We start from the raw sequence: 25,374 nt of genomic DNA, 5'->3' as shown, positions 1-25,374 counted from the left end.
TCGTGGCCGTTCCCAAGCGCCGGATGTCCCGTTCCAACACCAGGTCGCGGCGCAGCCAGTGGAAGGCTGTCGCGCCCACCCTCGTCACCTGCCCGAACCGGGCCTGCGGTGAGAAGACCCTGCCGCACATCGCCTGCCCGTCCTGCGGCACCTACAAGGGCCGCCAGGTCACCTCTGCGGTCTGAGCACCAGATCAGCCGTGACCGCCGGTAAGGACGAACTCGGCCCCTCCGGTGACCACGCGAGCCTGCTCGCCGCACTCGGTGTCGAGATACGGCCGGAGCTGCTGACGCTCGCGCTCACCCACCGCTCGTACGCGTACGAGAACGGTGGACTCCCGACCAACGAGCGCCTGGAATTCCTGGGCGACTCGGTGCTCGGGCTGAGCATCACCGAACGGCTCTACCACGAGCACCCGGACAAATCCGAGGGCGAGCTCGCCAAGCTGCGCGCCAGCGTGGTGAATATGCACGCGCTCGCCGAGGTCGCCCGCGGTCTCGGCGAGGGCGGGCTCGGCGCGCACCTGCTGCTCGGCAAGGGTGAGGAACTCACCGGTGGCCGGGACAAGCCGAGCATCCTCGCCGACGGCATGGAGTCGCTGCTGGGTGCCGTGCATCTCGAGCACGGCATCGAGGTCGCCCGCGGTGTGGTGCTGCGGCTGTTCGCCGATCTGCTCGAGCGTGGCCCCCGCATGGGTGCCGGACTCGACTGGAAGACCAGCCTGCAGGAGCTCACCGCCGAACGCGGACTCGGCGTGCCCAGCTACGAGATCACCTCGACCGGGCCCGACCACGACAAGGAATTCACCGCGACCACGGTGATCGGCGGCCAGGCCTACGGTCAGGGCGTCGGCCGATCCAAGAAGGAAGCCGAGCAGAAGGCCGCGGGGGCCGCCTACCAGGCGCTCACCGCAGAATCCTGACGTGCCCGAACTTCCCGAAGTCGAGGTCGTGCGGCGTGGGCTGGCCGGTCATGTGGTCGGCCACGTCATCGACGCGGTGGCCGTCAGCCATCCGCGCTCGGTCCGTCGTCACCTCGAAGGCGCCGCCGATCTCGCCGCCCGGCTGTCCGGGCTGCGCGTCACCGCCGCCGAACGCCGCGGCAAGTACCTGTGGCTCACTTTCGACGACCCCGATCTCGCCTTGGTGGTCCATCTGGGGATGAGTGGTCAGATGCTCATCCGCCCGGCCGGCGCGCCGGTGGAAAAGCACGCCCACATTCGCGCCCCCCTCGACAACGGCTCGGAACTGCGCTTCGTCGACCAGCGCACCTTCGGCGGCTGGGCTTTGGCCGATCTGGTCGAGGTGGACGGCACCCGCGTCCCCGAACCAGTCGCCCATATCGCCCGTGACCCGCTGGACCCGCGATTCGACGCCGAGGCGGTGGTGTCCGCGATCCGGACCAAGCGCACCGAGATCAAGCGGGTCCTGCTCGATCAGACGGTGATCTCCGGCGTCGGCAACATCTACGCCGACGAGGCGCTGTGGCGAGCCAAAATCCACGGTTGCCGCCTTGCCTCCGGGCTCACCAGACCGGTGCTGCGCACCCTGCTCACCGAGGCCGCGGCCGTCATGCGGGATGCTCTCGCGGCCGGCGGTACCTCGTTCGACGCGCTGTATGTCGACGTCAACGGCGATTCCGGCTATTTCGAGCGCTCCCTGGCCGTCTACGGCCGCGCCGACCTGCCGTGCCCGCGCTGCGGGGCGCCGATCGGGCGGGAGAAGTTCATGAACCGCTCCTCGTATTCGTGTCCGCGATGCCAGCGGAAGCCTCGCCCCGGCACCCGTTAGCGAGCTACCGTTTCTGCATACGGCTCTACTGTGACACCGGCCGTGCAGGAAGGACACATGCGCAAGCTCACCTACTACGTCGCATCCACCATCGACGGGTTCATCGCCACCGAGGAAGGGTCGGTCGACTTCTTCCCGGTGGGCGGCGACCACGGCCCGGCGATCACGGCGCAGTACCCGGAAACGCTGCCGACCAAAGTGCGCGAGGCGCTCGGGATCGATAAGCGCAACGCCAACTTCGATACGGTGCTGATGGGCCGTAAGACCCACGATTTCGGGGTCCGTACCGGTACTTCCAGCCCGTACGCGCATCTGCGTCAGTTCGTGGTTTCCACGACCATGACCGAAAGCCCTGACCCGGCGGTCGAGCTGATCTCCGCCGACCCGCTGGCCACGGTGCGCGAGCTCAAACGCGACAAGGGGCTCGGCATCTGGCTGTGCGGCGGCGGCGAACTGGCCCAGGTGCTGCTGCCGGAGATCGACCAGATCTTCCTCAAGCTGTATCCGATCGTGCTCGGCCGGGGCCGTTCGCTGTTCGGCGACGGACCCAAGCTGCCCGAGCCGACCCGGTTCCGGGTCATCACCAGCCAGGTCTTCGAGGACGGCGTGGCCTTCGTGAAATACGCCAGGATCCGATAGGCCGAGGTGGGCGGCGATCCGACCGGAACACCGGACCCGGCCGAGGTGCCGGGGCCGGTGGCCGCGTTGCGCGAGATCGGCTTCTGGCTCGAGCGCGAGCGCGCGAAAACGCATCGGGTGCAGGCCTATCGGCGGGCCGCCGATATCGTCGCCGGGCTCAGCGAGGACGAACGCGCCGCCAGGCAGGCCGCGGGCAGCTGGCAGGAGCTGGCGGGCATCGGACCGAAGACGGCGGCCGTCATCGAGCAGGCGTACTCCGGTGTGGTGCCGCGGTACCTGACCGAGCTGCGGGCCGCCGCCGAACCGATCGGCATCGAGGGCAGGCCGCTGCGCCGGCTGCTGCGCGGTGACCTGCACACCCACTCCGACTGGTCCGACGGCGGCAGCCCGATCGCGGAGATGATGCGCACCGCCGCCGCGCTCGGCCACGAATACTGTGCGCTGACCGATCATTCGCCGCGACTGACCGTGGCCAACGGACTCTCGGCGCAACGACTGCGGCGTCAGCTCGACGTGATCGCCGAACTCAATGCCGAACTCGCGCCGTTTCGCATCCTCACCGGCATCGAGGTCGACATCCTCGACGACGGCAGCCTCGATCAGGACCCCGCCCTGCTCGATGAGCTGGATATTGTTGTGGCCAGCGTGCATTCGCGGCTGCGCGACGACCGCGAGACCATGACCAAACGCATGGTCTACGCCGTCGCCAATCCACTGGTCGATGTGCTCGGCCACTGCACCGGCCGGCTGGTGCTCGGCGGGCGCGGCACCCGGCCGGAATCGGATTTCGACGCCGAACTGGTCTTCGAGGCGTGCCGGCGATTCGGCACCGCGGTCGAGATCAACAGCAGGCCGGAACGGCAGGATCCGCCGAGCCGGTTGATGCGGCTCGCGGTCGAGATCGGTTGTGAATTCGCCATCGACACCGATGCGCACGCGCCCGGCCAATTGGATTGGCAAGGCTACGGTTGTGCCCGTGCCGTCGCCAACGAGGTGCCACCCGAACGTGTCATCAATACCCGGCCGGTGGACGAATTGCTGGCCTGGACGCGGCAAACCGGGGCCTGATCGCGCGCGGAGTTTGATTAACTGTTGGCGAACATTTCGGCCGACGCTGGTGAATTGCGCCGGGCGCGGCCGAAAATGATTGCCACGCATTCTCGTTGGGGAGGGACAGTTCAGTGGGCGGTTTTCCGCTAGAGATCGTGCTCGCGCTCATCGGTATCGCGGTGCCGGTCGGGGCCTTCCTCTGGGAGTTCGTCTTCGTCGGGCGCAAACAGCTCGGCTATCGAGTGCAGATGGATACGCCGGTCACCGGTGAGATCGAATCGGTGTTTCCCGGTGTACTGCCCCAGTTGCGCCCGCAGGCCGACGGGGCGAGTCCCGATCTGAAAGACCTGTCGGTGGTCCTGATGCGGATCGAGAACAGCGGTGCCACCTCGCTCGACAGTGCCGACTACGGCGTTCCCGACAACGGTCGCGCCGGGCTGCACCTGCGGTTCCCGCAGCGGCGGGTGATCGGTATGGCCGTCACCGAACTCAGCGATCCCGCGCTCGGCGATCTGCTCGAACCGGATTCGGGTATCGCGGTGCGGGAGACTTCCGACAATGTCGGGATCATCGACCTGCCCCGGGTGCCGCTGAACCGGGCCGATCACTACAAGATCCTGGCCATCCTGCAGCGGTCGGCGGGCACGGGGGAGTATCCGCCGCCGCGGTTGCAGGGCATGATCAAGGGCGGCCGGGTCACCGAAACCCGCAGCCAGACCGGCATTCCGTTGTTCATGATCGCGCTCATCGCGTTTCTGGTGGTGGTGATCGTCGCGCAATTCATCGTCGCGGCGGTCGAACGGGGGAAGGCGCCGCTCGGATGCGCCGACGGAAAGCTGACGGTGGTCGGGTCGACCGCGTTCGAACAGGTGATTCGCCAGGCGGCCGACGTCTATAAACACAGCTGCCGTGGCGCCACCTTCGAATTCGCCTTCGAGGGCAGCGAACCGGGCATGAACCGGCTGGAATCGGAGGGCAACGACAATCCGGGGCTGCTCGCGATCGCGGACGGCCCGATGGGGCTGGATTATCCGGAGCTGGTGGAGCGGCCGCTGGCCCTCTCGCTGTTCAGCGTGATCGTGCACCCCGGAACGAAGGTCCGGCATCTGACCGTCGAGCAGATCCGCGATCTGTACGCCGGGCGGGTGCGGAACTGGAGCGAGCTGGGTGGGGCGGATCTGCCGGTGCGGCTGATCAACCGGCATCCGGGCTCGGGGACGCGGCGAACCTTCGAGACCCGGCTGCTCGACGGCGAGCAGCCGCCCGCTCGCGATGCCACCTGCCGGGAGATCCGCCGCGAGCCCGGCCCCGGCCGCTGCGATGTGGCCGTCACCAAGGACATGCTCGCCGCGGTGGCGGAGACGCCCGGCGCCGTCGGCTACGCCGAGCACGCCGACGCCGCCGAATCCACGCAGGTCGCGACGGTGACCATCAACAGCCAGCAGGCCACCCGGGAGGCGGCCGCCAACCGCGTCTACCCGTTCTGGGGTATCGAGTACGCCTACAGCTACGGCGATTTCGCGCCCGGCTCGCTGGGTGCGAGCTTCCTGCGGTTCCTCACCGAAGCCGGCGGGGAAGACGTGATCCGGGCCGCCGGGAACATGCCGTGCCGGGATCTGGCCTACCCGTCGATGTGCCGCCCGTTCCCGTGAGTTCGATGGCCGGACCTGTCGGTGGGGACGGCCATAATCGTCGACCATGCGGGAGTTGTCGTTACGTGAGTTGAACCGGACGTTGCTGGTGCGGCAGCGGCTGGCCGAACGCGTCGACGACGCGCCGCTCGAGGTGATCCGGCATCTGGTGGCGGTGCAGGGGCAGGAACCGAACTGGCCCTATGTGGGGCTGTGGGCGCGGGTCGACGGATTCCGGCACGCCGATCTCGAAGGGCTGCTGCGGGACCAGGAAGTGGTGCGTTCCACCATGATCCGGCGCACCATGCACCTGGCCACCGCCGAGGACTACCGCTGGCTGCGCCCCACGATGCAGCCGTGGGTCGAGTCGTTGCTGAAAGCGGCCTACTACCGCGACGAGATCGAGGGGATCGACCTCACCGCCCTGGCCGCGCACGGCAGACGCCTGCTCACCGGGCGCATGCTCGCGCGCGGTGAACTCGGCGCGCTGCTCGCCGAACACTTCCCCGACCGGCACACCCGCCGCCTCGCCGACACCGTCGAGGTGCTGGTTCCGCTGGCACACAGCGCGGAGACGGGGGCGTGGGGCCGCTGGCGCAATCGCTACGTCACCGTCGGTCTTGCCGACGAATGGATCGGCGCACCGCTCGCCGAGGCCGACCTCGACACCCTCGTGCTGCGCTACCTTGCCGCCTTCGGTCCTGCGACGGTCGCCGATATCCAGGCGTGGTCCGGCACCACCCGGCTCGCCGCGGTGATCGCCCGCCTGCGTCCGCGGTTGCGGGTCTTGCGGGACGAGGAGGGCCGCGAGCTCTTCGACGTCCCGGATGCCCCCATTGCCGCCGGCGACCTCCCCGCCCCGGTCCGCTTCCTGCCCGCGTTCGACAACGCGCTGCTCGGACACAAGGACCGGCGGCGCGTGATCGCCGAAGCGGACCGCCGCCGCACCGCCAAGGAAGCATCCGCCGGGATCCCGGCCTACCTGGTCGACGGTTTCGTGCACGGACGATGGCTGCTGGACGGTGCCACGATCCGGATCGTGCCGTGGCATCCGTTCACCGCCGCCACCGAGCAGTCAGTGCTCGACGAAGCCGCCGCGCTGATCGCGTTCATCCTGCCGGGAGGAACCGGCGAGATCGTCATCGACCGGTCGGAGCTGAACGGCTCGTGAGTGCGGCGAGCGAGCACCGCCCGCCCGGACGACCCGGACGGGCGGGCGGCGGAACCGCTCGGGGGTGGACGGCCCCCGAGCGTCTGCCGGTCAGCTCGGGAACGGGTAGGTGCGGTCCAGGTCGAGATTGAGTTCCACGACGTCGACCCGTGGTTCGCCGAGGTAGCCGAGGGTTCGGCCGTCGGTGTTGGCGTCGACCAGGGCGCGTACCTGGGCCTCGGTGATATGCCGGGCGCCGGCGATCCGGGCGATCTGGATCTCGGCGTAGGCGGGGGAGATGTGCGGGTCGAGGCCGCTGCCGCTCGCGGTGACCGCGTCGGCGGGGACGGCGGGGGTATCGGGTGCGTCACCGCGGATGGGGACGATGCGGCCGATGGCGTAGTCGGCACCTGGTTCGGCACATTCGACCGGGACACCCAGGTAACTGCTGACGAACGGCTCGGCAGGGCACAGTGCGTTGACGCTGACCACCCGGACCGGCGCGCTCACCTCGCCGGTGCCATCCCGCGGCCCGATCACCGACAGCACCGCGCCCACCCCGTCTTTCGTGCAGAACGGGCGGGAACCGTCGACCCCCTCACGGTCGGCGATCTCCTTGCTGCGGGCGCACACGGTGGTGAGCAGGCTGGTGCGGTCGGCGGTGTCCACGACGTCCTCGGGGCCGAGGTTGCTCGCGGAGCTGGACATGGGGTCGTAGCCGTCGCCCGCGGCGGACGGGCGGGACTGGAAGTACTGCGGCAGCGCGTTGCCGTCGGCGTCGGTGAACGATTGGCCGATCAGGCTGGAGCCGACCAGTTTTCCGTCCGCGTACAGCAGCGAACCGTCGGCCTTGCCGTTCAATCCGGGCAGCTGGCCCGCCGCGAACACGGCGAGCGGATAGGCGATCCCGGTGATGGCGGTCAGTACGAGCAGCGCCCGCACCGCGGCCAGATGCTGGCGGATCCAGGTGGCTTTCCGCATCGAGAACACAGACATATCAGGACATCCCGGGGAAGAGGTGGACCACGAGGTCGATGAGTTTGATGCCGGCGAACGGCGCGATGATGCCGCCGAGGCCATAGACCAGCAGGTTGCGGCTCAACAGCGCGGAAGCATTGCTCGGCCGGTACTTCACCCCGCGCAACGCCAGTGGAATCAACGCGACGATCACCAGGGCGTTGAAGATGACCGCCGACAGGATCGCCGACTGCGGACTCGCCAGCCGCATGATGTTGAGCGCGTCCAAGCCGGGGAACAGCGAGACGAACAGCGCCGGAATGATCGCGAAGTACTTGGCGATGTCGTTGGAGATGGAGAAGGTCGTCAGCGCACCGCGGGTGATGAGCAGCTGCTTGCCGATCTCCACGATCTCGATCAGTTTGGTCGGATCCGAATCCAGATCGACCATATTGCCGGCTTCCTTGGCGGCCGAGGTGCCGGTATTCATGGCGACTCCCACGTCGGCCTGCGCCAGCGCCGGTGCGTCGTTGGTGCCGTCGCCGGTCATAGCGACGAGCCTGCCGCCGTCCTGCTCCTTCTTGATCAGCGCCAGCTTGTCCTCCGGGGTGGCCTCGGCGAGGAAATCGTCCACGCCTGCCTCGTCGGCGATGGCCTTGGCGGTGAGTGGATTGTCGCCGGTGATCATCACCGTGCGGATGCCCATCCGGCGCATCTCGTCGAAACGTTCCCGCATGCCGTGCTTGACCACGTCCTTGAGATGGATCACGCCGAGCAGGCGGGCCTGGCCGCCGGCGAGCTCGCCCACCACCAGCGGTGTGCCACCGGAGGCGGAAATACCGTCGACGATCGCGCCGACCTCGTCGGGAACCGAACCACCATGGCCCCGAACCCATTCGGTCACCGCCGACGCCGCACCCTTGCGCAGGCTGCGCCCGTCGGCGAGATCCACGCCCGACATGCGGGTCTGCGCGGTGAACTCCACCCAGCTCGCCCCGGTCAGCTCACCGGGCGTGCGTTCGCGTTTACCGTAGGCCTGCTTGGCGAACACGACGATCGAGCGGCCCTCCGGCGTCTCGTCGGCGAGGCTGGACAGCTGCGCGGCATCGGCGAGCGCGTCGGCGGAGACGCCTGGCATCGCGACGAAATCCGCGGCCTGCCGATTACCGAGGGTGATGGTGCCGGTCTTGTCCAGCAGCAGTGTGTTCACATCGCCTGCCGCCTCCACCGCGCGTCCGGACATGGCCAGCACATTGCGCTGTACCAGCCGGTCCATGCCCGCGATCCCGATGGCCGACAGCAGTGCACCGATGGTGGTGGGAATCAGGCAGACCAGCAGCGACACCAGCACGATCCCGGTGATCCCGTGCGCGTCCAGCGCCGCGCTGTCGGGAACGCCCGGATTGTTCGACTTGGCGAAGATCGCCATCGGCTGCCAGGTCGCCACCGCGAACACGAAGATGATCGTCAACGCGGCGAGCAGGATGTTCAGCGCGATCTCGTTCGGCGTCTTCTGCCTGCTCGCGCCCTCGACCAGCGCGATCATCTTGTCGATGAAGCTCGCGCCCGGTTCCTGGGTGATCTCGACGACAATGCGATCCGACAGCACCGTGGTGCCGCCGGTGACCGCCGAACGGTCGCCGCCGGATTCCCGGATGACGGGCGCGGATTCGCCGGTGATGGCCGATTCGTCCACCGAGGCGATGCCTTCGACCACGTCGCCGTCGCCGGGAATCACCTCACCCGCCTCGACCACCACGTAATCGCCGCGGCGCAGCTGCGGTGCGGCGACCCGCTCCTCGGTCACCCGGCCACCGGGCGTCCAGCCCGGCAACCGGCGGGCGACGGTATCGGTTTTGGCCTTGCGCAGCGTATCGGCCTGCGCCTTGCCGCGCCCTTCGGCGACGGCTTCGGCGAGATTGGCGAACAGCACGGTCAGCCACAACCACGCCACGATGGCCCAGCCGAAGAAACTCGGGTCCGCGAGCGCGAGCACGGTCGACCAGACCGCGCCCACCTCGACGATCAGCATGACCGGATTGCGCCACAGCGTCCGTGGATCGAGTTTGCGCAGTGCTTCGGGCAGCGAGGACAGCAGCAGCCCCGGGTCGAGCACACCGCGCGGCACCGCGCGTTTCGCGGTCGGGGCCGGAGCGGGGCCGGGGGTTTCGGTGACAGAGGTGGTCATCAGTGGATTCCTTCGGCGAGCGGCCCGAGCGCGAGGGCGGGCAGGAAGGTGAGCGCGACCAGGATCAGCGTCACCCCGGCGACCATTCCGACGAATTGCGGACGGTGGGTCGGCAGCGTGCCGATCGAGGCGGGCGTGCTGCCCTGGCGGGCCAGTGCACCGGCGAGCGCGAGCACGAGAATGATCGGCAGGAACCGGCCGAACAGCATGGCGAGACCGAGTGCGGTGTTGTACCACTCGGTGTTGCCGGTGAGGCCGGCGAAGGCCGAGCCGTTGTTGTTGGCGGCGGAGGTGAACGCGTAGAGCACTTCCGAGAATCCGTGCGGCCCCGCGTTGAGCATGCTCGCGCGTTGTCCCGGCATCGCCATCGCGAGCGCCGTGCCCACCAGCACGATCAGCGGACTCACCAGGAAATACGCTGCGGCCAGCTTGATTTCGCGCGGCGTGATCTTCTTGCCGAGGTATTCCGGTGTGCGCCCGACCATCAGCCCGGCCACGAACACCGTGATCACCGCAAGGATGAGCATGCCGTACAGGCCTGCGCCCACTCCGCCCGGCGCGACCTCGCCGAGCTGCATGTTGAACATGGTCATCAGGCCGCCGAGGCTGGTGTAGGAATCGTGGAAGGAGTTCACCGCACCGGTCGAGGTCAATGTGGTCGACGCCGCGAAGGTGGCCGAATTCGCTACGCCGAAGCGCTGTTCCACACCCTCCATCGACGCCCCGATCGCCGTCGGAACGGTGCCGTGGTGCTGGAGCTGGAACAGATTGGTCAGCGTCACGCTCGCGAGCGCGATCGTGCCCATCACCGCCACGATCGCATAACCCTGCTTGCGGCTGCCGACCATGCGCCCGAAGGTGCGCGGCAGCGAGAAGCTGATCACCAGGATGAGGAAGATCTCCAGCCAGTTGGTCCAGGTGGCCGGATTCTCGAACGGATGCGAGGAATTGGCGTTGTAGAATCCGCCGCCGTTGGTGCCGAGTTCCTTGATGACCTCCTGGCCGGCCACCGGACCGCCGGGAATGGTCTGCTCGCCGCCCGCGATCGTCTGCGCGAGCTGATCGTGCACGTGGAAATTCTGGATCGCGCCGCCGGCGATCAGCACGATCGCCGAGACGAACGCGATCGGCAGCAGGATGCGCAGCGTGCCGCGCACCAGATCGACCCAGAAATTGCCCAGATCACCGGTGTGCCTGCGGGCGAATCCGCGCACCAGCGCCACCGCTACCGCCATACCGACGGCCGCGGAGACGAAGTTCTGCACCGCAAGACCCGCCATCTGCACCAGATGGCCCTGCGTCGATTCACCGGAGTAGTTCTGCCAGTTGGTATTGGTGACGAAGCTGACCGCGGTGTTCCAGGCCAGCGCCGGGGTCATCTCGGTGCCCGGATCGTTCAGATGCCATGGCAGCACGCCCTGGACCAGCTGGAATCCGAACAGCAGCAGCACACCGACCGCGGAGAACGCGAGCACGCTGCGCGCGTACACCGGCCAGGTCTGCTCGACCTCCGGCTGCACCCCGATCAGGCGATACACCCCGCGCTCGAAGCGCGAATGCCTGGTGCCGTTGTAGACGCGATACATGTAATCGCCGAGCGGCACGTGCACCAGCGCCAGCGCGACGATCAGGGACACGACGAACACGATCCCCGCGGTAGTGGTATTCACTAGAACCTCTCCGGGAACAGCAGCGCGGCCACCATGAACCCGGCCACCGCGACAGCGAGCACCAGGCCGACGAGATTGGCGATCACAGCCGCTCCACCCCTCGCTGGATCAGGCCGAGAATCGCGAAGAGCGCGATCGTCAGCACGGCGTACACCACCACAGACATCAGTTGCAGACCTCCTTTGCGCTTCGTTGGTGAAGCGCGCCGGAGATCGAGTCAAGCGCCCACCAGGGTCCTCGAGGCCTTTCCTTACGACTTCTTGGCGCCGATAGGCTGGGCTTTTGCGCTCTGTTGACACCACCTCATCCGGTCACCCGGAAGGAAGCTGTCAAAGACGACGGCCAGGCCGTAAGGAGACCGTAAAGACGCGGCTCGCGCCCGAAACGCGCGGTAGAAGTGGGACACCGGCCAGTCGGAATCCCGCACGCGACCGGTGCACAGGTTGTGGAAGGAGTCCTCGTGTCGGCTGTGACCGTTGCGGTCGTTTTCGGCTTCCTCTGTTGTGCGCTGATCCTTCGCATGATCAGCCTGCGACAGGAAGGCCGCCACCTGCGGGTGCTGCGTGTGCGCCCCGCCCGAGCAGCGCGGGCGCCACGCGCGATGATGGACGAGTGAAGCGCGGGCATCTGCGGATCTACCTGGGCGCCGCGCCGGGAGTCGGCAAGACCTACGCCATGCTCGGCGAAGCGCACCGGCGGCTGGAACGCGGCCGCGATGTGGTGGCCGCCGTCGTCGAAACCCATGGCCGCGCCAAGACCGCCGCGTTGCTGGACGGCATCGAGCGGATTCCGCCGAAGATCATCGAATACCGTGGCACCGCATTCCAGGAACTCGACGTCGCTGCGGTGCTGCGCCGCGCGCCCGCGGTGGTGCTGGTCGACGAGCTCGCCCACACCAACGCACCGGGCAGCACGAACGAGAAACGCTGGCAGGACATCGAGGAACTGCTCGATGCCGGCATCGACGTGATCTCCACGGTCAATGTGCAGCATCTGGAAAGCCTCAATGACGTCGTCGAGCAGATCACCGGCATCCAGCAGCGCGAAACCGTGCCGGACGCGGTGGTGCGCGGCGCCGAACAGGTCGAACTGGTCGATATCACCCCGGAGGCGCTGCGCCGCAGGATGTCGCACGGCAACGTCTACGCCGCCGAGAAGGTCGACGCCGCGCTGCGCAACTACTTCCGGCCGGGCAACCTCACCGCGCTGCGGGAACTGGCACTGCTGTGGCTGGCCGATCAGGTCGACGCCGCGCTGGCCAAATACCGGGCCGATCACCGGATCACCGAACTGTGGGAGGCCCGCGAGCGGGTGGTGGTCGCGGTGACCGGCGGTCCGGAATCGGAGACCATCGTGCGGCGGGCCGGCCGGATCGCGACCAAGTCCAGCGCCGATCTGGTCGTGGTGCATGTGGTGCGCGGTGACGGCCTGGCCGGGGTATCGACCGCGCGGCTGGCCAGGTTGCGCGAACTCGCGGCCAGCCTCGACGCGTCGCTGCACACCGTGACCGGCGAGGACGTGCCCGCGGCGCTGCTGGAATTCGCCCGCGAGGTCAATGCCACCCAGCTCGTGCTCGGCACCTCACGTCGTTCCCGCTGGGCGCGCATCTTCGACGAGGGCATCGGCTCCGCGGTGGTGCAGCAGTCCGGCAAGATCGATGTCCACATGGTGACCCATGAGGAAGCCAACCGGGGCTTGCGCAGGTCCAGGGCCATGCTGCGGCGCCCGGTCTGGGCCTGGCTGGCAGCGCTGGTCGTGCCGGTGCTGGTGTGTGCGATCGGTGCCTGGTTCCTCGACGGCGCGCTCGAATTGGGTGGGCTCAGCGCGATGTTCTTCGTCGCGGTGGTGCTGGTGTCGCTGCTGGGCGGTGTGTTGCCCGCCGCGATGTCGGCGTTGCTGTCGGGTGTGCTGCTGAACTGGTTTTTCGCTGAACCGCGCTACAGCCTCACCGTCAACGAGCCCGACAGTATTTTCACCATCGCGGTACTGCTCATCGTCGCGGTGGCGATGGCCGCGCTGGTGGACCGGGCGGCCGCACGAAGCAGGCAGGCACGCAAGGCTTCCCGGCAGGCCGAGCTGCTGACCGTCTTCGCCGGTGCGGTGCTGCACGGCGCGGATCTGCCGAAGCTGCTGGAACAGGTCAGGGAGACCTACGGCATGCGGGCGGTGGCGCTGGTGGCGGGGGAGCAGGTGCTGGCCGCCGTAGGCGCCGAGCCACCCGCCCACCCGGATCAGGCCGACACCACCATCGAAGCCGGCGATACGGTGCACCGGTTGTTGCTGGCCGGGCACCCACTGGCCGCCGGGGACCGCCCGGTGCTGACCGCGGTGGCCAATCAGGCCGTCGGACTGGTGCGGCAGGCGCGGCTGGCCGAGGAAGCGGGCGCGGCGGCCGCACTGCTGGAAGCCGACCGGCTGCGGCGAGCGCTGTTGTCGGCGGTCAGCCACGACCTGCGCACCCCGCTGGCGGGAGCGAAGGCGGCGGTGTCGAGCCTGCGCTCCGATGACGTCGAGTTCTCGCCCGAGGACACCGCGGAACTGCTGGAGACCGTGGAGGAATCGGTGGACCAGCTCACCGCGCTGGTCGGCAACCTGCTGGATTCCTCGCGGCTGGCGGTCGGGGTGGTCTCGCCGCAGCTGCGGCAGGTGTATCTGGACGAGGTGGTGCATCGCGCGCTCGTCGGCGTCGGCATGGGTGCGCGCGGGCTGCGACGGGCGGCGATGGACCGGGTCGAGGTCGAGGTGGACGCCCTGTCGGTGCGCGCCGACGGCGGCCTGCTCGAACGGGTCCTGGCCAACCTCATCGACAACGCACTGCGCCACTCCACCCCTGGTACACCGATCCGGATCACCGCCGAACGCGACGGCGGCAAGGTCGCCATCGCCGTGGTCGATATCGGGCCTGGCATACCGGCCGGCGCCGAAGAGCAGCTGTTCGAACCGTTCCAGCGGCTCGGCGACCGGGACAACACCACCGGCGTCGGGCTCGGGCTGTCGGTGGTGCGTGGATTCGTCGAAGCGATGGGTGGCACGGTGCATGCCGAACCGACGCCCGGTGGTGGGCTGACCATGCTCGTCGAACTGCCGGCCGGCGAGGACGCGGCCCCGGCGCAGCACGCGGTGCGCGACAGCGACGCTCCCGGTGCGCGCCCGGCGACAATGGACGCGGCGGGCCGATCGCGCGGCGACGATCCGGCCCAGGGCAGCGACCGCGCCGAGGTGACGTGAGCAGCACCGCCGCCGTCCGCACGCACCGGGGCTCCCGGTGCCTCCGACTCGACCAGGAAGCGCGATGACCGACAAGTTGCCCGACGCGATCGCCACCAAGGTGCTGGTGGTCGACGACGAACCGCAGATCGTGCGTGCCCTGCGCATCAACCTGTCCGTGCGCGGATACGAGGTCTTCACCGCGGGCACCGGGACGGCCGCGCTGCGGGTGGCCGCGGACCGGCATCCGGATGTGGTGATCCTCGACCTCGGGCTGCCGGATATGGACGGCATCGATGTGCTGGCCGGCCTGCGCGGCTGGACCTCGGCGCCGGTGATCGTGCTGTCGGCGCGCACCGACTCCTCCGACAAGGTCGAGGCGCTCGACGCCGGCGCCGACGACTACGTCACCAAGCCGTTCGGCATGGACGAACTGCTGGCACGGCTGCGCGCGGCCGTGCGGCGCGGCGCCACCGACGGCGACTCCGGCGATCCGGTGGTGGTGACCGCCTCCTTCACCGTCGACCTCGCGGCGAAGAAGGTCACCAAGAACGGCGCCGACGTGCATCTGACGCCCACCGAATGGGGCATGCTCGAGATGCTGGTGCGCCATCGCGGCAAGCTGGTGGGGCGGCGTGAACTGCTGCGCGAGGTGTGGGGTCCGTCCTATGCCACCGAGACCCACTATCTACGCGTCTACCTCGCTCAGCTGCGGCGCAAGCTCGAAGACGATCCCTCGCGGCCCAAGCATCTGCTCACCGAAGCGGGCATGGGCTACCGCTTCCAGGAATGAGCGCGCGGGCCCCGATGTTGGCAGGCGTGCATCGCCCCCGAACCGAGATGGCAGGATCGTGCCCATGGCTGAACACACCGCCGCACCCGTGACCGACACCGCCGCACCCGCGGGCACCACCGCGTCCACGAACAACGCCGCACCCGGATCGACCACCCTGTGGGTCGAGCGCACCGGCACCCGGCGCTACACCGGCCGCAGCTCGCGCGGGGCCGAGGTGCTGATCGGATCGGAGAACGTGCCGGGCGTGTTCACCCCGGGTGAGCTGCTGAAGATCGCGCTCGCCGCCTGCTCCGGGCTCAGCTCGGACTTCCCGCTCTCGCGCCGGCTCGGCGACAACTACGACGCCACCATCCGCGTCTCGGGTGCCGCCGATCGCGAGAACGAGGTCTACCCGCAGCTCGACGAGGTCTTCGAACTCGACCTCAGCGAACTCGACCCCGAAGCTCGTGAGCGGCTGCTGGTCACCGTGCAGCGCGCCATCGACAAGGTGTGCACCGTCGGGCGCACCCTGAAGGCGGGCACCAACGTCACCCTGTCGTTCGATATCGACACCGCCGACTGATGCCGGACGATCCGCAGGTTCGCCTCAGCGCGTGGGTGCACGGCCTGGTGCAGGGCGTGGGCTTACGCTGGTGGACCCGTTCGCGCGCATTGGAACTCGGCCTCACCGGGCACGCAACCAATGCCCGCGACGGGCGGGTGCACGTCGTCGCGGAGGGTCCGAAAGCCGCCTGCGAACGACTGCTGGCGCTGCTTCGCGGCGGCGATACACCCGGCCGTGTCACCCTGGTGGTGGAGAACTGGGAGCCCGCGCGCGGCGATCTGAACGGATTCGAGGAGCGCTAGATCGACCGGGCGGGGAGGAGAGCATAGATGAGCGACACTCCGAATACTGCGGGCGGACCCGAGGACGGGCGTGCGGGCGGTGACGCCGAGCAGGGCCCGTCCGGGAGGCCGGAACCGTCGCAGCCGCCTGCTCAGCCGGAACCCGGCCGCCCGGGGCCGGAGCAGTACTCCGACCACCCGGAGTCCGGGCGGCCTTCGCTGTCGAAGCCGTCGGGACCGCAGCCGTCGGGACCGCAGCCGTCGCCCGGCCCGGCTCCCCGTCCCGGCAGCATCAGCCGCCAGGAACCCGGCGTGACCCAGCCGCGCCCTCCCACTGTGGCCGAGGCCCGGGCCAGGGACAAAGCCCGCAGGAAGGCCGAGGCCGAGGCGCAGGCCGCGGCCGCCCGCGAGGAAGCGGCTCGGCGCACCCGCAAGCGCGTGATGATCGGCGGCGCCGCTGTGGTCGGCGTGGCGGCCCTGGTCGGCGGCGGTTATCTGGCCTACCGGGCGGTGGCCGCGCCGGACCGGGTCACCGCCTACTGCACCGTCATCGACGACAACGGCAAGGAGACCGTGGTCGAGGACGATCGCTGCGGCCGGGCGAGCTCGGCAGGCCATGCCGGCGTCGGCGGGATCTTCATCTACAACGGCATGCAGTACCGCTATTACTACGGCGGCAACAACACCGTCGGGCAAGCGCCCACCGGCGGAACCACGGTCAAACCCAAGGGCGCGGAGATCACCACCAAGAGCGGCACCGTCATCCAGCGCGGTGGCCTCGGCAGCAAATCGGGCGGAGGTTCCTGATGCGGCGGGTCCGCGATACCCCGCGTCCCGGCTGGCAGCAGATCACCGAGGACCAGGGCCTCGTCTATGGTGCGCCGGGCCGCGACGCCAGCGGTAACCCGCGGCCGTACTGGGACGAATCGGTGCACTACGAGTTCGAGATGGACGAGATCCTCGCGCTGGAAGCCGATGTCGAACTGCTGCATTCGATGTGCCTGCACGCCGTGGAACACGTCGTGCTCACCGAGCGCTTCGGCGATTTCGGCCTGCCCGAATGGAGTTGGGGGCCGATCGCCGAATCCTGGCGTCGTGGCGACCCGTATGTCTACGGCCGCTTCGACCTGCGCTACGACGCGCGGCGCCCGGCCAAGCTGCTCGAGTACAACGCCGACACCCCGACCTCACTGCTGGAAGCGGCGATCGTGCAGTGGCATTGGCTCACCGATCGCTATCCCGGTGGGGATCAATGGAATTCGCTGCACGAAAAGCTGGTGCAACGCTGGACGGACCTGCGCGATGCGCTGCCCGGTGCGCATCTGCACTTCACCTGGTCCGGTGCCGACGCCACCGGCGAGGACAACGTCACCACCGCCTACATGCAGGAAACCGCCGCCGAGGCCGGCTTCGACACCATCGCACTGCCCATCGAGGAAGTCGGTTACGACACAGAACTCGACCGGTTCGTGGATCTGGCCGAGGCGCCGATCGAGGCGATCTTCAAGCTGTATCCGTGGGAATGGGTGCTCGACGACGAATTCGGTAAGCGAGTGGTCGACTCGCTGCCCGAGACCGCATGGATCGAACCGCTGTGGAAGACCCTGCTCAGCAACAAGGCGATTTTGGCCGTGCTGTGGGAGATGTATCCCGGCCACCCGAACCTGTTGCCCGCCTATCTCGATCAGCCGAATGAGCTCACCGAATACATCCGCAAACCCAAGCTCGGCCGCGAGGGCGCGAATATGACGATCGTCGGTGCCGCTCTGGAAACCGCCACCGGCGGGGTGTACGGCGAGGAAGGTTACGTCTACCAACTGCTCGATCCGCTGCCCGTCTTCGATGACATGCGTCCGGTGCTGGGTACCTGGGTGGTCGGCGACGAAGCGGCGGGACTGGGTATCCGGGAGACCGCGGGCCTGATCACCGACGACGGCGCTGCCTTCGTACCGCATCGGATCAGCACCGAATAGATTGCGTGGGCGCACCGCGCTCGCATTCGACGTCCCTCGGAAGGATCACGATGACCGTTCTGGCCCTCGATTCGAGCTACTGGAGTTCGCTGGCGGACGGCGTGGGGGCCATCCTGCTCTACGCCGTCGTCGGCTTGGTGCTGATGGTGATCGGCTTCTACGGCATCGATCTCACCACTCCTGGCCGGCTGCGGGCGCTGGTGGCGGAGGGCAGGCCCAATGCCATCGTGGTGACCGCCGCGGGCATGATCAGCATGGCGTTCATCGTGGTCCTCGCGATCTTCTCGGCGGGTGGCAGGCTGCTGGAGGGTTTGATCGCGGCGGCGGTCTTCGGGCTGGTCGGCATCATCGCGCAGATCGTCTCGGTGCGGGTGGTGGAGAAGGCGATCGGCATCGATATCGGTGCGGTCATGCACGCGGACCGGTTCGCCATCGAAGCGCTGATCGTGGCGGCCGCGCATTTCGCGCTGGGTCTGGTCGTCGCCTTCGCCATTCTCTGATCGCAGCTGACGGCTCGGGTCGTCGCGGCGACCCTTGACATTCCACTGTGGAAGGCGCATCCTAGGTGCGTATTCCACAGTGGAATGTGGCTCGATCGTTCGCATGCGGGCCCTGTCATGAGGAGCAGCTATGGACATCTCGCCGGGTACCCGCGCTTCCGACGCCGAACGCGCCCAGACCGCGGAGTTGCTGAGCAGGCATCTCGCCGACGGCAGGCTCGACCTCGCCGAGTACGACCAGCGCGTGGTGACGGTGTGGGCCACCACCACCCGCGATGATCTCGCCCTGGTGCTCTCGGACCTGCCGAAGCTGCCGAAGGTGCGCGCCGAGCAGCCGCAGCGGCCACGCATTCCGATCTGGCAGCGCATCGAAGCCGCCTCCTGGGTGTCGGTCAGCGTACTGGTGCTGGTCATCTGGGGCACCATCTCGCTGGCAGCCGGCGAATTCACCTACCCGTGGCCGATCTGGGTGATCGGACCATGGGGTGCGGTGCTCGCCTTCCGCGCGCTCACCGGATTCGAATCCGGGCGGTCCTGCCGCTCGGCCTGACCGGGCAGCGGATGCTGCCGGTGTGCTGTACTGCCGCTTCGGCGGCCCGGCGCCGCCGGTGAAATGCCGGGGATTCGGCGGCCGGTGATTAGCCTGGGGTGGACCGCGCTCCGTCGCGGGCGGCTACCATGACTGGTCGCCGGATACGACGGGGCGGTGCCGGGCCAGTGCTCTCCACGGCAGTACACGGAAAGGTCGCCGGATTTGCATCTGAAGAGCTTGACGTTGAAAGGGTTCAAGTCCTTCGCGTCCGCGACGACGCTGCGGTTCGAGCCGGGGATCACCTGTGTGGTCGGTCCGAACGGGTCCGGGAAATCCAATGTCGTCGACGCGCTCACCTGGGTGATGGGCGAGCAGGGTGCCAAAGCGCTGCGCGGCGGCAAGATGCAGGACGTCATCTTCGCGGGTACCGCGGGCCGGGCCGCGCTCGGCCGCGCCGAGGTCACGCTGACCATCGACAATTCCGACGGCGCGCTGCCCATTGATTACGCCGAGGTCTCCATCACCCGGCGGATGTTCCGCGACGGCGCCGGTGAGTACGAGATCAATGGCAGCTCCTGCCGATTGATGGACGTGCAGGAGCTGCTCAGCGACTCCGGCATCGGCCGGGAAATGCACGTCATCGTGGGCCAGGGCCAGCTCTCGGCGATCCTGGAATCGCGCCCGGAGGACCGGCGCGCGTTCATCGAAGAGGCCGCCGGCGTGCTCAAGCACCGCAAACGCAAAGAAAAAGCGGTACGCAAGCTCGACGCCATGCAGGCCAATCTGGCCCGGCTCACCGACCTCACCACCGAACTGCGCCGTCAGCTCAAACCGCTCGGCAGGCAGGCCGAGGTCGCCCGGCGCGCCCAGACCGTGCAGGCCGACCTGCGTGATGCTCGGCTGCGCCTGGCCGCCGACGACCTGGTGACCAGGCGCCGCGAGCTGGAAAGCCAGCAGAGCAAAGAGGCATACGCGCGCGAACAGCAGATCACCGTGCAGTCCGAACTGGACGCCGCCAACGCCGCACTCGCCCAGCAGGAATTCCAGCTCGGCAAGCTCACCCCGAGCGCCGAGGCCGCCGCTCAGCTGTGGTTCCAGCTCTCGGCGCTGGCCGAACGGGTCAACGCGACCATCCGCATCGCCGGCGACCGGGCCCGTCATCTGGACACCAGCGCCCCCGTGGGCACCGGCCGCGACCCCGATCAGCTCGACGCCGAAGCCGATCGTGTGGAAGCCGAGGAGGCCGAACTGCGCGAAGCGGTGGAGATGGCCGCCGAAACGCTCGAGGCGGCCCGCGACGCACTCGCCGAACGCGAACACGCCGCCAAGGCCGCCGAGCAGGCCCATCTGGCCGCCGTCCGGGCCATCGCCGACCGGCGCGAGGGGCTGGCGCGGCTGTCCGGGCAGGTCGACACCCTGCGCACCCGGGCGCAATCGGTGGACGCCGAGATCTCCCGGTTGTCGGTGGCCATCGCCGAGGCCAGGCAGCGCGGTGAGGCCGCCCAGGAGGAATTCGATGCGGTGCAAGCCGAACTCGACGATCTCGACGCCGGTGAGGCGGGCCTGGACGCTCAACACGAACATGCCGTGCAGGCATTGAAACTGGCCGATCAGCGCGTCGACGAACTGCGCGAACAGGATCGCGACGCCGGCAAGCGGGTCGCCTCGCTCACGGCGAGGATCGAAGCGCTCGGCATGAACCTGGCGCGTCGTGACGGTGCGGGCTGGCTCACCGAACATCACGGCGCGGATCTGCTGGGCCCGCTGTCGACGTTGATCCGGGTACATCCCGGATTCGAGGCAGCCGTTGCCGCCGTGCTCGGACCGCTCGCCGATGCCGTCGCCGCTGCTTCCGGCAGTACCGCCTATGCCGCGGTGCAGGCACTCAAGGCCGCCGACGGGGGCCGGGCCGCGCTGGTCTTCGGCACGGGTGCGGCGCGGGCCGGATCCGCCGATGCGAGCGGCGAGGCCGCCGGATCGACCGGAGAGGGCGCCGACTCGACCGGTGAGCGCAGGCCCGCTCGCACCGCCGCCGAGGCCGGCGGAGGGACGCTCCCCGCGGGCGCGCGGTGGCTCGGTGCTGTGGTCGACTGCGCCGATGCCGTGCACGCCGCCGTCGCCGCACTCACCGCCGACGTCGTCGTGGTCGAGGATCTCGCCGCCGCCGCCGAACTGCTCGCGGCGCGCCCGCAGCTGCGGGCGGTGACCACCGACGGCGATCTCGCGGGCACCGGATGGGTGCTCGGCGGATCCGACCGCGCACCGAGCCAGCTCGAGATCCAGGCCGATATCGACGCCGCCGAAGCCGAATTGATCGCGGCCAAGCGCCGGGCCGAGGAGCTAGAGGCCGCCCTGGCCGGCGCGCTCGCCGAACAAGCCGATCGCAAGGACGCCGTCGATCACGCGCTGATGGCCCTGCACGAATCCGATCAAGCCCTGGTCGCGATCTACGAGCGGCTCGGCAGGCTCGGCCACACCGCCCGCGGCGCGCATGCCGATATCGATCGGCTCACCGCCCAGCGCGCCGAAGCCGAAGACGGCAGGGAGAAGGCGCTCGCCTCGCTCGCCGAACTCGAGGACCGGCTGCGCCACGCCGAACTCGAACAATCCGGCATCGACGACGACGGCCTCGGTGCCGCGAGCACCGAGGCCGCCGGCCGGGCCCGCGAGGAGGCCGCCGCGGCGCTCGCCGAGGCCCGTTCGATGGAGGTGGAGGCCCGCCTGGCCGTGCGCACCGCCGAGGAGCGCGCCGAATCGGTGCGCGGTAAAGCCGACGGCCTGCGCCGGGCGGCCCGCGCCGAACGGGAGACCCGCGCCCGCGCCGAACGAGCCCAGGCCGCCCGCAAACAGGCCGCCGCGGTGGCCGCCGCGGTCGCCGAATCGGGCGCTAAGGTCGCCGCGGAGCTGGAGGGTGTGGTCGCCCAGGCCGCGGCCCGCCGCGACGAGCTGGTGCGTCGGCGCACCGAATGCGCCGCCCAGGTGGATCAGATCAAAGAGCGAGTGCGTGCCCTGACCGCACAGCTGGCCCAGCTCACCGACGCCGTGCACCGCGACGAAGTGGCCAAGGCACAGGCCGCGCTGCGGATCGAACAGCTCGAGGCCACCATCGCCGAACAGTTCGGCATCGCCCTCGGCGATCTCATCGCCGAGTACGGCCCCGACATCCCGCTGCCGCCGTCGGCGCTGGAATGGCAGGAGTACGAACAGGCCAAGGAACGCGGCGAGGACGTGACACCGCCCGCGCCGATGCCATTCGATCGCGCGAGCCAGGAGCGCAGGGCCAAACGCGCGGAAAAGGATCTGGCCACCCTCGGCAAGGTGAATCCGCTTGCGCTGGAAGAGTTCGCGGCGCTCGAGGAGCGCTACAACTTCTTGGCGACCCAGCTCGAGGACGTCAAGAGCGCGCGCAAGGACCTGCTGGATGTGGTCGCGGAGGTCGATGCCCGCATCCTGCAGGTCTTCACCGACGCCTACGCCGATGTGGAGCGTGAGTTCGTGCAGGTGTTCGCCAAGCTCTTCCCCGGCGGCGAGGGCAGGCTGCTGCTCACCGACCCCTCGGACATGCTGACCACCGGCATCGAGGTGGAGGCCCGTCCGCCGGGCAAGAAGGTCAAACGGCTGTCGCTGCTCTCCGGTGGCGAGAAGTCACTGACGGCGGTCGCGTTGCTGGTGTCGATCTTCCGGGCGCGTCCCTCGCCGTTCTATGTGATGGACGAGGTGGAGGCCGCCCTCGACGACACCAACCTGCGCCGGCTGATCGGGCTGTTCGAACAACTACGGGAGAAGAGCCAGCTGATCGTCATCACCCACCAGAAGCCCACCATGGAGATCGCCGATGCGCTCTACGGCGTCAGCATGCGCGGTGACGGCATCACCCAGGTGATCTCGCAGCGGATGCGCGGGCAGAACCTGGCCCCGGTGGGTGCGTCGGCGAGCTGAGACGCGGTGCTTCGAGTGCCGGTCGGGAGGCGTGAACACGACCGGCGCGAGTGAGTCCGCGCCACTATCGTCGTCGGCATGGTCACCATCGAAGTGCGCGACATTCCCGACGACGATGCCGAGGTACTCCGACAGCGGGCGGCGGCCGCCGGGCTGTCACTGGAAGAACACATCCGCGAGCAGCTGATCGCCTCGGCGCGCAGGCAGTACCGCGTCGAAGCGCTGGAAGACATCCGCAAGGCGCTGGCCGCCAACCCGCTGCCCGGTGAGGACCCGGACCGGGTCGTGGAGGATCTGCGGCGCGAATTCGAGGACTGCTAGCACTTCGGTACGAACCATCGACCACACCGGCGGCCCGCGTGCGGCGGGTCGCCGGATCGGTGTTCACTCGCTCACAGCAGGTCGCTGACGTCGTCGGGGACATCGACGGCGTATTTGCGCAAGATGTCCATCGAGATCACTTCCAGGGCGTTCTCATGGGTGGCCGCGAGCACCACCGGTGCGGCGACACCGTCCTCGTGCGCGTGCAGCCACCGCACCGCCACCACACACCACCGGTCCCCTGGCTGCAGGCCGGGAAAATTGTTCTCCGGGCGCGGGGTGCTCAGGTCGTTGCCGATCGAAGCCTGGTGTTCCAGAAACTCGGTCGTGACGACCGTGCACACGGTATGACTGCCCAGATCCTCCGGGCCGGTGCTGCAGCAGCCGTCACGGTAGAAGCCGGTCAGAGGATCGGTGCCGCACTCTTCGAGCGGACCCCCAAGCACGTTTCGATCGGTCACGTCGCCGATCCTATTGGCACGCCGCGAGAAGTTCCGCAGGACAAGAAATCTCACGGGCTGTGTCTGGACGACTGACCTGCTCCGGGCGGGTCGATGACCGGCGAGAACTCGTTCTGCAAGGATGGTCGGCGTGAGTTCCGAAGCCTGGATTCTGATCGCGGCTATCGCCGCCGTCGTACTCGTCGCGCTCGTTGTCGGATTCGTCCGGTATCGCAGCGGGCGGGTATCGCTGACGGCGCCGACCGAAGACAAGGAGCTGACCGACAAGTCCGGCGGCTATAAGGCCTCAGGGGGCTTCAGTTTCAGCCAGGGCGGCACCGCCACCGCCACCCGGCCCGAGCCGCTGCCCGCCGAACGCACCGACACCGAGGGCCAGCCACACATCGGCGACGACGCGGCGATTCCGCGCGACGCGCCGCGGCGCGGGATCACCAATGTGCCGCTGCCCGAACCGACCGACCTGGCCGAAGCGCCCGCGGGCGACGCGACCACCGCCGAGGCGCCCGAGACGGTGGCGCCGGAAGCGGAATCGGCCGAGACGGCCGACACCACCGACGTGACGGCTGCGCCCGCCGAACAGGCCGCGCCGGAGACCGTCGTCCCGGAGGCGGCCCCCGACACCGCACCGACCGACGCCTCGCCGACCGACACCGCCGCCGCCGACACCGCCCCTCCCGCCGACGCGGCACCGGAGGCCCCGGCCGTCCCCGACACCGTCGCCGAGGCCGAACCAGCGCCCGCCCTCGAGGAGATCGAACCCACCGCGGGCCGCCTGGTCCGGCTGCGTGGCCGCCTGTCGCGGTCGCAGAACGCGGTGGGCAAGAGCCTGCTCGGCCTGCTCGGCGGCGGCGACCTGGACGAGGATTCCTGGGAGGAGGTCGAAGACACCCTGGTGCTGGCCGACCTCGGCACCGCGAGCACGGCCGCCGTGGTGCAGCGGCTGCGCGAGGAGATGGCCGCGCGCAGCGTGCGCACCACCGATCAGGCGCGCGCGGTGCTGCGTGACGTGCTGGTGGAGGCGCTGCGTCCGGAGCTCGACCGTTCGGTGCGGGCGCTGCCGCATCCGGATCATCCGTCGATCCTGCTGGTCGTCGGTGTGAACGGCACCGGAAAGACCACCACCACCGGCAAACTGGCCCGCGTGCTGGTGGCCGACGGGCGCCGGGTGCTGCTCGGCGCCGCCGACACCTTCCGCGCGGCCGCCGCCGACCAGCTGCAGACCTGGGGCGAACGGGTCGGCGCCGACACCGTGCGCGGTAAAGAAGGAGCCGACCCGGCCGCGGTCGCCTTCGACGCCGTCGCCGCAGGCATCGAACGCGGCGTGGACGCGGTGCTCATCGACACCGCCGGGCGCCTGCACACCAAGACCGGCCTGATGGACGAGCTCGGCAAGGTCAAGCGAGTCGTGGAGAAGAAGGCCGCGGTCGACGAGGTGCTGCTGGTCCTCGACGCCACCGTCGGCCAGAACGGACTCATGCAGGCCAGGGTGTTCGCCGAGGTCGTCGACATCACCGGCGTGGTGCTCACCAAGCTCGACGGCACCGCCAAGGGCGGCATCGTCTTCCAGGTGCAGCACGAGCTCGGCGTGCCGGTCAAGCTCGTCGGTCTCGGTGAAGGGGCCGATGATCTGGCGCCGTTCGAGCCCGGAGCATTCGTCGACGCGCTGCTCGGCTGACTCCGCTACCCCGCGGTCCGGATCGAGCGCCGCCCGATCCGGACCGGGGCGGCGCGCCGACCGCCGCGCC

At 69.0% G+C, this 25,374-nt stretch carries 23 protein-coding genes; 19 read left to right on the top strand and 4 right to left on the bottom strand.

Annotated elements, in window-relative coordinates:
- Positions 1-2 precede the first annotated feature (2 nt).
- From rpmF to AC4HOU_RS05945, 7 genes are all read left to right on the top strand, one after another.
- On the top strand, positions 3-185 hold the full coding sequence (gene rpmF / locus AC4HOU_RS05975; protein ID WP_138447171.1) for a 50S ribosomal protein L32: 183 nt from the start codon (positions 3-5) through the stop codon (positions 183-185).
- Between the two features lie 14 nt (positions 186-199).
- Positions 200-922 (top strand): ribonuclease III, encoded by a 723-nt coding sequence (rnc, locus tag AC4HOU_RS05970; RefSeq protein WP_014352117.1) that lies wholly within the window; start codon positions 200-202, stop codon positions 920-922.
- 1 nt (position 923) lies between these two features.
- Positions 924-1,790: a bifunctional DNA-formamidopyrimidine glycosylase/DNA-(apurinic or apyrimidinic site) lyase gene (gene mutM / locus AC4HOU_RS05965; protein ID WP_490724191.1), complete on the top strand. Its 867-nt coding sequence runs from the start codon at positions 924-926 to the stop codon at positions 1,788-1,790.
- Between the two features lie 57 nt (positions 1,791-1,847).
- Complete coding sequence (locus AC4HOU_RS05960) at positions 1,848-2,429, top strand: dihydrofolate reductase family protein (RefSeq protein WP_163811612.1); 582 nt, start codon at positions 1,848-1,850, stop codon at positions 2,427-2,429.
- Between the two features lie 6 nt (positions 2,430-2,435).
- Entirely contained in the window at positions 2,436-3,497 is a 1,062-nt protein-coding gene (locus tag AC4HOU_RS05955) for a PHP domain-containing protein (RefSeq protein WP_280211773.1), read from the top strand.
- A 113-nt stretch (positions 3,498-3,610) separates the two neighbouring features.
- On the top strand, positions 3,611-5,131 hold the full coding sequence (locus tag AC4HOU_RS05950) for a PstS family phosphate ABC transporter substrate-binding protein (protein WP_490724190.1): 1,521 nt from the start codon (positions 3,611-3,613) through the stop codon (positions 5,129-5,131).
- Between the two features lie 46 nt (positions 5,132-5,177).
- Complete coding sequence (locus AC4HOU_RS05945) at positions 5,178-6,281, top strand: winged helix DNA-binding domain-containing protein (RefSeq protein ID WP_490724189.1); 1,104 nt, start codon at positions 5,178-5,180, stop codon at positions 6,279-6,281.
- A gap of 90 nt (positions 6,282-6,371) precedes the next feature.
- Here AC4HOU_RS05945 and AC4HOU_RS05940 read toward each other — a convergent pair whose 3' ends face one another.
- From AC4HOU_RS05940 to kdpA, 3 genes are read right to left on the bottom strand one after another with little or no spacing between them, the layout of a single operon-like run.
- Positions 6,372-7,241, bottom strand: a complete 870-nt coding sequence (locus AC4HOU_RS05940) for a potassium-transporting ATPase subunit C (RefSeq protein ID WP_490724256.1) — start codon at positions 7,239-7,241, stop codon at positions 6,372-6,374.
- A 16-nt stretch (positions 7,242-7,257) separates the two neighbouring features.
- A complete protein-coding gene (kdpB, locus tag AC4HOU_RS05935; protein WP_490724188.1) occupies positions 7,258-9,405 on the bottom strand; it encodes a potassium-transporting ATPase subunit KdpB in 2,148 nt (715 codons plus the stop codon).
- Positions 9,405-11,075 (bottom strand): potassium-transporting ATPase subunit KdpA, encoded by a 1,671-nt coding sequence (gene kdpA, locus AC4HOU_RS05930; protein WP_163811620.1) that lies wholly within the window; start codon positions 11,073-11,075, stop codon positions 9,405-9,407. The genes kdpB and kdpA overlap by 1 nt, the downstream gene beginning before the upstream one ends.
- A 460-nt stretch (positions 11,076-11,535) precedes the next feature.
- Here kdpA and AC4HOU_RS05925 point away from each other — a divergent pair, with 460 nt between their 5' ends.
- The 11 genes from AC4HOU_RS05925 to AC4HOU_RS05875 all read left to right on the top strand — a co-directional run bounded on the left by AC4HOU_RS05925 (position 11,536) and on the right by AC4HOU_RS05875 (position 23,168).
- Entirely contained in the window at positions 11,536-11,691 is a 156-nt protein-coding gene (locus AC4HOU_RS05925; RefSeq protein WP_194991478.1) for a hypothetical protein, read from the top strand.
- A complete protein-coding gene (locus AC4HOU_RS05920) occupies positions 11,688-14,303 on the top strand; it encodes a sensor histidine kinase (RefSeq protein WP_195007018.1) in 2,616 nt (871 codons plus the stop codon). Before AC4HOU_RS05925 ends, AC4HOU_RS05920 begins: the two co-directional genes overlap by 4 nt.
- Before the next feature lie 64 nt (positions 14,304-14,367).
- Positions 14,368-15,075, top strand: a complete 708-nt coding sequence (locus AC4HOU_RS05915; protein ID WP_163811627.1) for a response regulator — start codon at positions 14,368-14,370, stop codon at positions 15,073-15,075.
- Between the two features lie 64 nt (positions 15,076-15,139).
- A complete protein-coding gene (locus AC4HOU_RS05910; protein WP_490724187.1) occupies positions 15,140-15,640 on the top strand; it encodes an OsmC family protein in 501 nt (166 codons plus the stop codon).
- Positions 15,640-15,924, top strand: a complete 285-nt coding sequence (locus AC4HOU_RS05905) for an acylphosphatase (RefSeq protein ID WP_490724186.1) — start codon at positions 15,640-15,642, stop codon at positions 15,922-15,924. The genes AC4HOU_RS05910 and AC4HOU_RS05905 overlap by 1 nt, the downstream gene beginning before the upstream one ends.
- 27 nt (positions 15,925-15,951) lie before the next feature.
- Positions 15,952-16,710, top strand: a complete 759-nt coding sequence (locus AC4HOU_RS05900) for a hypothetical protein (RefSeq protein WP_490724185.1) — start codon at positions 15,952-15,954, stop codon at positions 16,708-16,710.
- The gene (locus AC4HOU_RS05895; RefSeq protein WP_490724184.1) at positions 16,710-17,876 is read left to right on the top strand and encodes a glutathionylspermidine synthase family protein; all 1,167 of its coding nucleotides are present in this window, start codon (positions 16,710-16,712) and stop codon (positions 17,874-17,876) included. Before AC4HOU_RS05900 ends, AC4HOU_RS05895 begins: the two co-directional genes overlap by 1 nt.
- Positions 17,877-17,926: 50 nt before the next feature.
- The gene (locus AC4HOU_RS05890; RefSeq protein ID WP_194990572.1) at positions 17,927-18,376 is read left to right on the top strand and encodes a DUF350 domain-containing protein; all 450 of its coding nucleotides are present in this window, start codon (positions 17,927-17,929) and stop codon (positions 18,374-18,376) included.
- A gap of 130 nt (positions 18,377-18,506) precedes the next feature.
- Complete coding sequence (locus AC4HOU_RS05885) at positions 18,507-18,926, top strand: DUF1707 SHOCT-like domain-containing protein (protein ID WP_490724183.1); 420 nt, start codon at positions 18,507-18,509, stop codon at positions 18,924-18,926.
- A 204-nt stretch (positions 18,927-19,130) separates the two neighbouring features.
- Positions 19,131-22,847: a chromosome segregation protein SMC gene (smc, locus tag AC4HOU_RS05880; protein WP_490724182.1), complete on the top strand. Its 3,717-nt coding sequence runs from the start codon at positions 19,131-19,133 to the stop codon at positions 22,845-22,847.
- A gap of 78 nt (positions 22,848-22,925) precedes the next feature.
- A complete protein-coding gene (locus AC4HOU_RS05875; RefSeq protein ID WP_163811639.1) occupies positions 22,926-23,168 on the top strand; it encodes a FitA-like ribbon-helix-helix domain-containing protein in 243 nt (80 codons plus the stop codon).
- Between the two features lie 71 nt (positions 23,169-23,239).
- Here AC4HOU_RS05875 and AC4HOU_RS05870 read toward each other — a convergent pair whose 3' ends face one another.
- Complete coding sequence (locus AC4HOU_RS05870; protein WP_036538374.1) at positions 23,240-23,629, bottom strand: DUF2237 family protein; 390 nt, start codon at positions 23,627-23,629, stop codon at positions 23,240-23,242.
- 121 nt (positions 23,630-23,750) lie between these two features.
- Between AC4HOU_RS05870 and ftsY the strand changes: the two genes are divergently transcribed.
- Positions 23,751-25,304: a signal recognition particle-docking protein FtsY gene (gene ftsY, locus AC4HOU_RS05865; RefSeq protein WP_490724181.1), complete on the top strand. Its 1,554-nt coding sequence runs from the start codon at positions 23,751-23,753 to the stop codon at positions 25,302-25,304.
- Positions 25,305-25,374: the final 70 nt, after the last annotated feature.

It is taken from the genome of Nocardia sp. JCM 38205 (genome assembly GCF_058222935.1).
Note: the sequence above shows the minus strand (reverse complement) of the source record. Positions and strands in the feature narration are given on the sequence as shown.